We start from the raw sequence: 11,142 nt of genomic DNA on the forward strand, positions 1-11,142 counted from the left end.
GCGCAGGGTGATCTTGGCCGTGCCGACGGCGGCTCGGCGCCCTCGGTGACGGTCCTGGTGTCGCCCCCGAGTCTCACCTCGGCCGCGCTGTCCGTGATGTGACTGACCGTCAGTTCGACGGTCCGGTCGCCGCCGAAGACCTCGACGGTGCGGGTGGAGTCGCCGCCCTCGGTGCGGACGACGACGTCGCAGCTGTTGTCGCTGGTGCAGAGCGCGGCGCCGCCCTCGCAGGCGGTCAGCCCGGCACCGAGCAGCAGCACGGCGGCCGCCGCGAACAGGGTCGGGCGGACCGGTACGGGCCGGCGCGCGGGGCGCGCGGTGGTGGTCGCCGTGGTCATGGCTCCGACGGTAGGCGGCGGCCCGGGCCCCGCCATCGGCCCGCGGCGGTACTCTCCCCCCGGCCGCCCCCGGACTGTCCGGACCATCCCGCCCCCTACGGCACCGGGGTCAATCCCTTAGGGGCCAAGGGGAGTTGAGACTCCCAGCGCGCCCGACGCGGACCCGCCGCCGATCATCGCACACCGTCGCTGCATAGGCGCGCGGCATATGCCACGCGCGTAGATCGAGGGCCCGCGTAAGCCCCGCCGCTCACTCGGCGGAGCCGTCCAGGGCCTCCGCCGGACCCCAGAGCAGGCCGGTGCAGCGCTGGTAGGTCGCTTGCCAGTGCGGCCAGTTGCGCGCCACATCGTCGTCGCACTGGGCCAGCAGGGACTCGACCACCGCCGGCTCGACGCCGTCCAGCAGCCAGGCGAGCGCGTCGGCGGTACCGGGTCCGTCGGCGGAGCGCAGCAGGTCCAGCAGCTCCGGCAGGCTTCCCACCCGCGAGGACCGCGCGAAGACCCGCTCCATCCGCGGCAGCAGCTGGCGCTCCTCGATCCGCAGGTGGGTCTCCAGCCGGGCCGCCAGGTCGTCCATGGCGTAGGCGACCGGCCAGGTGCTGCCCGCGTCCCGGCTGGCGATCCGGACCAGGGTGGTGACCCGGGTGAAGGAGTGGTCCAGGTTGTGGTGGTCGCTCTCCAGCCAGTTGAGCAGCAGGCGCAGCTCGGGCGCGAAGCGGCGGACCAACGGCCAGACCCGGATGTCCTGCTGCTCGTGGTGGCAGGTCAGCATCGCGGTGACGAAGGTCCAGTGCCGCAGGAGCGCCTCGCCCTTCTCGTCCTCGCCGGGCTGGAGCAGCCGCAGGGCGTTGGGCAGTCGGGCGAGGTCGCGACGGAGGGCGTTGTGCACCAGCCGCAGCCCGGCGAACCGGATGGCTTGCGGCTCCTCGTCGGCGGCCCGCTGACGCTGGGAGCCCGCCTGGGCGGGCACGGAGGGGGACGCTAGGGACAGCAGACGGCTCGGCATGGCACTCTCTTCACGACTTGGCACGGCGGGCTTGCACGGCATGGCACGACCGGTCCTCCCGGACCGGTCCCGTGGCTGGCAGCACTGGCGGAATGCGGTCCCACCACAGTGGCCGTAGTCGATCAGAGGCGAATCAATGTCCGATTGACGCGCAGGTCAGCGGCCTGCCGCGGACTTGGCGGCAGCCGTCGGCGACGGGCGCGCCGACGAGGACGAAGACGGAGGCGGGCCCCGAAGCGGCGTCCGGCGGCCCGCGACGGGGCGGGGCCACCGGACGCGTCCACGGCGGCGCCTCCCCGGCCGGGTCAGTCGCTCTGCGGCCCCGCGAGGTTCCTGGTCAGCCACTGCAGCGTGTCCGGGATCATCTTCTTGAAGTCGCTGGTGAGGTGCTTGCCGCCGGCCTGCTCGTAGTACTCGACGGAGAGCGGCGGTGCGGCCTTGGCGACCCACGCCTTGACCAGCTTCATCTCGAACGGGTTGGCGCCGCCCGCGGTGGCGAGCAGCTTCACCTCGGCCTTGCCCTGGGTGACCAGCAGATCGGGGCTGTTGGCCTGCCGCTCCGCCTCGTGGCCCTTCCAGAGCGGCGAATCCGGGTTGAAGTAGCCGTCGATCGGGACGGCGGCCTTGAACTTGTCCGGGTGCTGCAGCGCCAGCTTGGCACTGCAGAACGCACCCGTGGAGGCACCCATCAGGCCCCAGCCGTCGCGGCCCTTCACCGTCCGGAAGTTGGCGCGGACGAAGTCCGGGATGTCCTCGGCCATCCAGGTGCCCATCTTGGGCTGGCCCGGGATGTCGGCGCACTCCAGGGCCTTGGCCTCGTTGGAGTCGAGGTTCTGCACCGGCATGATCATGATGAACGGGTGCGCCTTGCCGGCCTTCGCCAGATCGGCGTCGATCTCCTGGATCGGCAGCTGGTTGTCGGTCCAGGTGTTGTACCCCGCGCTCTGGCCGCCCGCGTAGAGGGTGAGCACGGGGAACCCGGTCCGGGCGTACTTCGGGTCGTTGTACTGGGGCGGCAGCCAGACCCAGACCTTGCCGGAGACGCCCGACTTGGGCCCGTTCAGCGTGGCCACCAGGATCTGTCCGGCCGCGGTGTCCCGGGCCTTGCCGAAGCTCGCCTCCGGGCCGGTGGGCATGAGGACCTTGCCGGCCGGGTTCGGGGCCGTCGTCGTCGGGGTGCCGGGGGCGGCCGTCGGGCTGCCGGGTGCGGGGGTGCCGCTCGCCGTACCGGCGCCGCCCTTGGCGCTGCTCGCCTTGGCGGCGTCCCCCTTGCCTCCGGCATCCGTACTGCCGCACGCCGCCAGCGAGGCGGCCAGGGCGAAGGCGGCGGCGCCGGTCAGGGCGGCACGGACACGGGTGGACTGCGGCTGCACGGTGAGGACTCTCCGACCGATGTCACGCCCGGCCCCTCAGGAGCCGGCCGGCGGCCCCCGGGTGGGGCCGGACAGACCCGGGGTGCGACGTCACGCCGGCCCCCGGGGCGGCGGCGCGCCGCCCCTCGCGGGAGCGCGCCGTCCTGCGATCTTATGACGTGGACCCGGGCGGCCCGGTTGCGCTGCGGCCTGCGCCGATTCAAGGTTTGTCCCCGATCGGGTCAAGCCCCGCAGGCGCCCCCGCCACCCGGCGGGGCGGGCCACCCGCCGGGTGGCGGGGGGCTCCCCCGGGGTCCCCCCACAACCGACGGCGCGCCGGACGGGAAGGGGCCGGACTTTGGGACCTTCCACCAGTGACTCGGGGCGGCGGATCGGGAACGATCGCAGCTGCCGTCGACCGACGGGCCGCCCGAAGACCCTCCGAGGAGTACCGCCATGCCACAGCAGATCGCCGTCGTCACCGGAGCCGGCAGCGGGGTGGGGCGCGCCGTGGCCGTGGAGCTGGCCGCCGCCGGGTGGCTGCCGGTGCTCGCCGGACGGCGGGAGGAGCCGCTGCGCGGGACGGCCGAACTCTGCGCGGCGGCCGGACCGGGCGGCCGGGCGGCCGTCGTGGTGCCGACCGACGTCACCGACCCGGCGGCGGTGGACGCGCTCTTCGCGGCGGCCGCCGAGCCGTGCGGCCGGGTCGACCTGCTGTTCAACAACGCCGGGACGTTCGGCGCGTCCGCCGCGGTGGACGAGCTGGACATCGCCGAATGGCGGGCGGTGGTCGACCTCAACCTCACCGGCGCCTTCCTCTGCGCCCGGGCCGCGTTCCGGCGGATGAAGGCCCAGGACCCGCGGGGCGGGCGGATCATCAACAACGGCTCGATCTCCGCGCACGTGCCGAGGCCGCACTCGATCGCGTACACCGCGACGAAGCACGCCGTCACCGGGCTGACCAAGTCGCTGTCGCTGGACGGGCGTCCGTACCGGATCGCCTGCGGGCAGATCGACATCGGCAACGCGGCGACCGAGATGACGGCGGCGATGAGCACCGGCGTGCGGCAGGCGGACGGGCGGATCGCGGTGGAGCCGACCATGGACGTCGCGGACGTGGCCCGCACCGTGCGGCACATGGCGGAGCTGCCGCTGGAGGCCAACGTGCAGTTCGCCACGGTGATGGCGACCGCGATGCCGTACATCGGACGCGGCTGACGCGGGCCGCGGGGCACCCGGCCGACCCGGGCCGCGGGGCACCCGGCGCTACTCGTCGTGGGAGTGGCGGTAGCGCCGTCGGCCGCCGGTCTCGTCCAGCCGGTAGACGCTGGTGGTCGGCCAGTACTCGCCGGCCTCCGCGGCGGGCAGTTCGGCCCGCAGCACCATCCGCAGCGAGGGCGGCGGAGCCGCGGCGTGGACCCGCTTGCGGTGACCGTCCCAGCGGCCGCCGCACAGTTCGACGTCCAGGACGGCGGGGGTGGTTCTCATCCCGTGATGCTGACAGCGTTCACCCGTACCGGGGCGGCGAACCGGCGGGATCCACTCGCCCGGGGTAGTTGCCGGGCGGCGCGCTGACGGCCGCCCGGGGAGGGTGGCACGCCGACGGCCGCCACCCTCCCCGACGCAGGGCGGAGGGTGGCGGCCGTCGGCGCGGGTCAGCCGCGCCAGGTGTCGTTCAGGACCAGGCCGCCGGAGGCCGGCACCGTCGCCGTGCGGTTGGCGCCGGACTCCCAGGTCACGGCCCCGGAGGCGTCCTTGCGGACGTACTTGTACTCGAAGGACGTGCCCGCCGGCATCGTCACGTCCAGCTTCCAGACCGGGTACGCGGCCGAGGAGAGCGGCAGCGCCCGGGCCGGGTCCCAGCCACCGAGCGCGGCCGTGCCGCCGACCACGAAGATGTTCTGCCCGGGCACGGTGGTCGCGTTGACCGCGAAGGAGGCGCCGCCGCTCACCGGCGTCCCGCCGCCGGAACCGCTGGAACCGCCCGAGCTGCCCGAGCCGCCGGGAGCGCCCACGTACAGGGCCACCGCGTCGCCCGCGCCCACGGTCGCGGTGAAGCGGCCGTCCGAGCCGACGGTGTAGGACGGGCCGCCGCAGCCGCCCGCCGCCGGGTCGCCGTGCTGGACGTCGCAGTAGGAGCCGGCCGGCAGCGAGGTCTGGAAGGTCTGGGTGACCGGCCCGCTCTCGCGGTTGATCGCCACGAAGCCCTTGCCGCCGCGCCCGAAGGCGATCGCGTTGTTGCCGTTGGACCACCAGTTGGTGATCCCGGTGCCCGCCACCGCGTTGCGGAAGCCCACCATGTTGGCGACCTGCCGCCAGGCGTGGGTGCAGTTCCAGCCGTCGCTGTAGCAGGCGTTGACGGTGCCGCCGTTGGGCGGGCCGTCGTCGTGGCCGGAGAAGGCGTAGCCGGAGTAGACGTTGGGCGAGCCGTAGGGGTCGGCCAGCATGAAGACGTTGGCCAGGGTGTAGGCGGAGCCGTCCCTGTAGGTCAGCGTGGAGCCGTTGCGCTCGGTGTCCCAGTTGTCGACGAAGGTCCGGGCCTTGTCGCCCGGCAGCAGACCGGAGCCCCAGGAGGCGAGGTCGGCGATCCGGCCGCCCTGGAAGGCGCTCTTCAGCCAGGTGCCGGAGCGGAACTCGTCGACGTCGCCGGTGCCGGTGTACTCGGTGGGCTGGATCGGCTCGCCCGCGCCGTAGATGACCTCCTGCACCCAGTACGCGTTGGGGTTGGCGGTCTTCGCCTTGATCGCGGCGAGGTCGGCGGCGGCGATGTGCTTGGCCGCGTCGATCCGGTAGCCGTCGACGCCGAGCGAGGCCAGGTCGTTCAGGTAGCCGGCGATGGTCTGCTGGACGTAGGAGCTGCCGGTGTTCAGGTCGGAGAGGTTGACCAGTTCGCAGTTCTGCACGTTCGAGCGGTCGGCGTAGTTGCTGATCGCGGTGCGGCAGGAGTGGAAGTCCTGGTCCTGGTAGTACCCGGGGTAGGTGTACTTGGTGTAGTTGGTTCCACCGGTGCCGGTCCCGGAGCCGGCCGACATGTGGTTGATCACCGAGTCGGCGATCACCTTGACGCCCGCCGCGTGGCAGGTGTCGATCATGCTCTTGAAGGACGCCCGGTCGCCGAGGCGCCCGGCTATCCGGTAGCTCACCGGCTGGTAGGACGTCCACCACTGGCCGCCCTGGATGTGTTCCTGGGGCGGCGAGACCTCGACGAAGCCGTAGCCCTTCGGACCGAGGGTGTCGGTGCAGGCCTTGGCGACGGAGTCGAAGCGCCACTCGAAGAGGGTGGCCGTGACGTCCTTGCCGTTGCCTGGTGGCGCGGCCTGGGCGGTGGGGGCCGCGCCGAAGGCCGCGGTGAGCGAGAGCGCGAGCGCCGCCGAGGCGGCGAGCGCGCCGGCCGTCCGGGCAGGCCGGCGGGTGGGGGCGGTGGTGACCACGATGTCTCCTGGGGGCTGGGGTGGGGCAGCCTGGGGTACCGCGCGTGAAAGGTTGCTGAAACTTGCTGGAAACTTGCAGCGCTGAACCTAAGGTCACACTGAGAGCCCGTCAAGGCCTTGGGAACAACGTTTCCGCAGCCCCGGAAACCTCGTATACGACCTTCCATCCGTCGCGCGGCATGGCGATGCCCCCGCGCGGTCTCGCACGGGGGCATCGCCATAGCGTCTCCAGGGCCGCTTAGCGCCGCCCAGGGCCGCTCAGCGCCGCTCAGGACGGCGGGGCGGGCCTCAGACGGCGTCCGGCCCGCGCTCGCCGGTGCGGACCCGGACGACGGTCTCCACCGGCACCGCCCAGACCTTGCCGTCGCCGATCTTCCCGGTCCGGGCGGCCCGGACGATCTCCTCGATCACCTGGTCCGCGTCGGCGTCCTCGACCACCACCTCGATCCGGGCCTTGGGGACCAGGTCGATCCGGTACTCGGCACCCCGGTAGACCTCGGTGTGCCCGTGCTGGCGCCCGTACCCGCTGGCCTCGGTGACGGTCAGTCCGTGCACCCCGATGGCCTGCAGGGCGTTCTTGACCTCGTCCAGCTTGAACGGCTTGACGATCGCGGTGATCAGCTTCATGCGGAGGGGGTCCTGTCGGAGGAGTGCGTGAGCACGGTGGTGGCGTGGGCGGTCGTACCGTGGCCCAGGACGCCGTGATCGTACGCGGTCTCGGCGTGCACGGCGAGGTCCAGGCCGGTGAGTTCGTGCTCCTCGTCGGCGCGGAAGCCCATCACCCGGTCGACCGCCCGCCCGATCCCGTACGTCATGGCGAACGCGTAGACGGCGACGGCGGCCACCGCGGCCAGCTGCTTGCCGAGTTGGCCCAGGCCGCCGCCGTGCAGCAGCCCGACCGGGCCGCCGGTCATCGCGGCGCTGGCGAAGAGGCCGATCAGCGCGGTGCCGATGACCCCGGCGACGAAGTGCACACCCACCACGTCCAGCGAGTCGTCGAAGCCGAAGCGGAACTTCCAGCTGACCGCGTACGAGCAGACCACGCCCGCCGCCAGCCCGATCACCAGCGCACCGAGCAGGTCGACGCTCCCGCAGGAGGGGGTGATGGCGACCAGGCCGGCCACCGCGCCGGAGGCGGCGCCCAGGGTGGTGGCGTGGCCGTCCCGGCGCTTCTCGACCAGCAGCCAGCCGAGCAGCCCGGTGCAGCCGGCCGCCTGGGTGTTGAGCAGCGCGGACGCGGCCAGGCCGTTGGCGCCCAGCGCCGAGCCCGCGTTGAAGCCGAACCAGCCGAACCAGAGCAGGCCCGCGCCGAGCAGCACCAGGGGCAGGTTGTGCGGGCGCATCGCCTCCTTGCGGAAGCCGATCCGGGGGCCGAGCAGCAGGGCCAGGGCCAGTCCGCTGGCCCCGCAGTTGACCTCGACCACCGTGCCGCCGGCGAAGTCGAGCGCGCCGAGCTTCGACAGGATCCACCCGCCGGGCGCGAACACCCAGTGCGCCACCGGGACGTAGACCAGCAGCGTCCAGACGGCGGTGAAGGCGACCCAGGAACCGAACCGCGCGCGGTCCGCGATGGCGCCGCTGATCAGCGCGGCGGTGATGATCGCGAAGGTCAGCTGGAAGGTGGCGAACAGTACGGTGGGGACGTGGCCGGTGAGCGAGGAGGGGGTGATTCCGGCCATCCCGAGGTGGTCCAGGCCGCCGATCAGCCCCCAGCCGCCGACGTCCGGGCCGAACGCGAGCGAGTAGCCGGCCAGCAGCCAGACCACGGTGACCACGGCGATGGAGACGAAGCTCATCATGATCATGTTGAGCACGCTCTTGGTGCGGACCATGCCGCCGTAGAACAGCGCCAGGCCGGGGGTCATCAGCAGGACGAGTGCGGTACTGGCCAGCAGCCAGGCGGTGTCTCCGGTGTCGAGGCCGGGCGACGGGTCAGCCAGGAACATAGGGGCGTGCCTTCCCACGGGCCCGCGCCAGGGAGGAGCGCGGGTCGGTTGGGAGAGTGTCGCGAGGGCGGATTTCTGGTTGCGGACGGACACGTTTCGCCCGTGTTTCGTGTTGCCCGGCGGTTGCCCCGCGGTTGCCGGTCCGTTTCCGGAAGCTCACGCCCCGTGCCCCCGGGCGGGCCCCTGGACGGGCCGCCCGCACCCCGCCCGCCGCACCCACGACGCAGGGCCCGGCAGCCGTGGCTGCCGGGCCCTGCTCCCTGTCCTACTTGGTTCTACTGACCGCCGGAGCGGGTCAGCTGGTGGCGATCGAGGTGTCGTCGATCACGAAGCTGGTCTGCAGCGAGGCGTCCTCGGTGCCGGCGAACTTCAGGGTGACCGTCTGGCCCGCGTAGGACGAGAGGTCGAAGGTGCGGAGCTGGTAGCCCGCGGCGGCGTCCACGTTCGAGTAGGTCTTCAGCGCGGTGCCGTTGACCGTGACCGCCAGCTTGTCGTACACCGTCGAGCCGGTCTCGGCCGTGTCGATGTGCAGGTAGAAGCTGAGCGAGGCCTTGCAGCCGGCCGGGATGGTCACCGTCTGCGAGAGGTTGTCCGAGTGGGCGGAGCCGTAGCCGTTCAGCCAGGCCTTCCAGGTGCCGCCGTGCGCGGCCTGCGAGGCGCTGTTGTCCACGACACCGCTGGAGGCGGTCCACGGGGCGGCGCTGCCGGTCTCGAAGCCGGCGTTGCCGAGCAGCTGCGCCGGGGTGCAGCTGCCGCCCCCGCCGGAGACGGTCCAGGTGAAGCTGGTGGAACCGGTCTTGTTGGCGGCGTCCTTCGCGGTCACGGTCACGTTGTAGGTGCCCGCGGTCGTGGCGGTGCCGGTGATCTTGCCGCTGGAGCTGATCGACAGGCCGGTCGGCAGGCCGGTGGCCGTGAAGGTCAGCGGGGCGGTGCCGCCGGTGGCGGCGATCTGCAGGTTGACCGAGCCGTTCAGCGCGGTGCTCTGGTTGCCCGGGCTGGTGACGGTGACGCCACCCGGGTTCGGAGCGGTGCCCACGTTGACGCCCGCCCAGGCGGTGCTGACCGCGTTGAGTTCGGCGCTGCCGGCGCCGTACAGGTCGGTGGCCGCCTTCTCCGTCGCGGTGCGCGCCGCGGCGTAGTTGGTGGTGGAGGTCATGTAGGTGGTCAGCGCGCGGTACCAGACCGCCGCCGCCTTGTCCCGGCCGATGCCGCTGACGGCGATGTTGCCCTGGGTCGGCGAGTTGTAGCTGACGCCGTTGATCACCTTCGCGCCGCTGCCCTCGGACAGCAGGTAGAAGAAGTGGTTGGCGACACCGGACGAGTAGTGGACGTCCTTGTTGCCGACCGTGGAGGACCAGTAGTCGGCCGAGCCGCCGTCCTTGGAGGGCTTGTCCATGTAGCGCAGCGGGGTGCCGTCCCCGTTGATGTTGATCAACTCACCGATCAGGTAGTCGGGGTTGTCGGTCGGGATGTTGGCGTAGAACTCCACCATGGTGCCGAAGATGTCCGAGGTGGCCTCGTTCAGGCCGCCGGACTCACCCGAGTAGTTCAGGTTGGCGGTGGCCGCGGTGACGCCGTGGCTCATCTCGTGCCCCGCGACGTCGAGCTCGGTGAGCGGGTGGGTGTTGCTGTCACCGTCGCCGTAGGTCATGCAGAAGCAGGAGTCGTCCCAGAAGGCGTTCACGTAGTTGTTGCCGTAGTGGACGCGGCTGTAGGCGCCGACACCGTCGTTGCGGATGCCGCTGCGGCCGAAGGTGTTCTTGTAGTAGTCCCAGGTGGCCGCGACGCCGAAGTGGGCGTCGACCGCGGCCGACTCGCTGTTGGCGACGGTGCCGTCGCCCCAGCTGTCGGTCGACTTGGTGTACAGGGTGCCGGTGCCCGAGGTCCCGTGGTTCAGGTTCGTGGTGTACATCCCACCGCGAGCCCCGTCCTTCAACTGGTACGAGGAGCCCGACTGGGTCGTACCGACGGTGACGTTGCCGACGAAGACGCCCTTGCCGGTGCCGGTCTGGATGCCCTCGAACTTCTGGATGACCTGGCCGGAGGTCGCGTCGGTGACCACGTGCAGCTTGCTCGGGGTGCCGTCGGCCTCGGTGGAGGAGACGACCGTCTCCCACGCGAGGCGCGGGCTGTTGTCGGCGGCCCAGACCACCAGGCGGGGCGCGGACTCCAGCGCGGCGCCCGACTCGGCGGCCAGCGCGGCGGACTGCGCGGCCGGCGCGGCCAGCTTCGGCGTGGTGCTCACGCCGGTCAGCGGGGCGGTGCTGGCGCGGTCCACACCCTTGGTCGCACCCGTGGCGCTCTGGTGCACGACCAGGTCGCCGCCGAGAACCGGAAGGCCGTTCAGCGTGCGCTCGTACCGCAGGTGGCGGGTACCGTCGGCGTCCTGGGAGACGTCCTTGGTGACCAGCTTCTCCTCGCTGCCCAGGCCCAGGGTCTGGGCGAGGGCGGCGGTCTGCCCGGTCGCCGAGGCGATCAGCTGGGCACGGCTCGCCTGCTGGGCGGCGACCGCGGCCGGCGCGTCCGGGGTGGCGGCCTGCGCGATGACGGGGATGCCGGTCACCAGAAGCGCGGTGGAGGCGGCCATGACAACCGCTGCCTTCCGAGCCTGGGTGTAACGGGACATGCGGACTCCTTTTCCGACCGACGCGGGGTGCGCGTGCGGTGGAGAGAACCTGGCCGCAGGGTTGCGGCGCAGTGGGGGCCCCCGCCGCCGGGTGCGCGGCGCGGGTGCGGTTGCGGAGCAAAGACCGAGCAGTTGCTGGCAGGAAGAGGCGCTGAACCTGACCTGGGACAGCCGCACCGGGGGGTGGGGCCCCCTCGTCTGCAGCCGGGGGAATCGTGGCAGTAAACGAGCCGTGAATGACAGATGCATGCCACTGATTGGCCGATTAGCTACCGGGACCGTTCATCCGTCGGACCCCCGTCCGTGTTACAGGCGCGCGAACTACCGACGACGGTTTTCATCGCCACCCGAAAGGTTCGATCACTTCCGGCGGGCACTGACCAGCGCTCAGGGCCCGCTCGGCGTCCGCATGGTGGACCGTGCTGCCGGGCGGATCCGTCACC

Annotated in this window: 8 protein-coding genes; 1 reads left to right on the forward strand and 7 read right to left on the reverse strand. The window is 72.2% G+C overall.

Going from position 1 to position 11,142, the window contains the following annotated elements:
- Positions 1–588: 588 nt before the first annotated feature.
- Together ACFWA9_RS09745 and ACFWA9_RS09750 are read right to left on the reverse strand one after the other, a co-directional pair.
- Positions 589–1,308 carry a hemerythrin domain-containing protein gene (locus ACFWA9_RS09745; protein WP_380385032.1) on the reverse strand — a complete coding sequence of 240 codons (720 nt, stop codon included), beginning with the start codon at positions 1,306–1,308 and terminating at the stop codon, positions 589–591.
- A 341-nt stretch (positions 1,309–1,649) separates the two neighbouring features.
- Positions 1,650–2,717 carry an alpha/beta hydrolase gene (locus tag ACFWA9_RS09750; protein ID WP_380385035.1) on the reverse strand — a complete coding sequence of 356 codons (1,068 nt, stop codon included), beginning with the start codon at positions 2,715–2,717 and terminating at the stop codon, positions 1,650–1,652.
- Between the two features lie 435 nt (positions 2,718–3,152).
- Here ACFWA9_RS09750 and ACFWA9_RS09755 point away from each other — a divergent pair, with 435 nt between their 5' ends.
- Positions 3,153–3,914: an SDR family oxidoreductase gene (locus ACFWA9_RS09755; protein WP_380385038.1), complete on the forward strand. Its 762-nt coding sequence runs from the start codon at positions 3,153–3,155 to the stop codon at positions 3,912–3,914.
- 48 nt (positions 3,915–3,962) lie between these two features.
- On the opposite strand, the gene ACFWA9_RS09760 is transcribed toward ACFWA9_RS09755, so the two are convergent.
- The 5 genes from ACFWA9_RS09760 to ACFWA9_RS09780 form a co-directional block, all read right to left on the reverse strand.
- Positions 3,963–4,184, reverse strand: coding sequence for a hypothetical protein (locus tag ACFWA9_RS09760; protein WP_329487364.1), 222 nt, complete (start codon positions 4,182–4,184; stop codon positions 3,963–3,965).
- A 167-nt stretch (positions 4,185–4,351) separates the two neighbouring features.
- Positions 4,352–6,127: a carbohydrate-binding module family 20 domain-containing protein gene (locus ACFWA9_RS09765; protein ID WP_380385042.1), complete on the reverse strand. Its 1,776-nt coding sequence runs from the start codon at positions 6,125–6,127 to the stop codon at positions 4,352–4,354.
- A gap of 288 nt (positions 6,128–6,415) precedes the next feature.
- Positions 6,416–6,754, reverse strand: a complete 339-nt coding sequence (locus tag ACFWA9_RS09770; protein ID WP_329487365.1) for a P-II family nitrogen regulator — start codon at positions 6,752–6,754, stop codon at positions 6,416–6,418.
- Positions 6,751–8,073 (reverse strand): ammonium transporter, encoded by a 1,323-nt coding sequence (locus ACFWA9_RS09775; protein WP_352286965.1) that lies wholly within the window; start codon positions 8,071–8,073, stop codon positions 6,751–6,753. The genes ACFWA9_RS09770 and ACFWA9_RS09775 overlap by 4 nt, the downstream gene beginning before the upstream one ends.
- 295 nt (positions 8,074–8,368) lie before the next feature.
- Entirely contained in the window at positions 8,369–10,699 is a 2,331-nt protein-coding gene (locus ACFWA9_RS09780; RefSeq protein WP_352286962.1) for a M4 family metallopeptidase, read from the reverse strand.
- Positions 10,700–11,142 lie beyond the last annotated feature (443 nt).

The sequence above is a fragment of the Kitasatospora sp. NPDC059973 genome (assembly GCF_042737525.1).
GTDB lineage: Bacteria > Actinomycetota > Actinomycetes > Streptomycetales > Streptomycetaceae > Kitasatospora.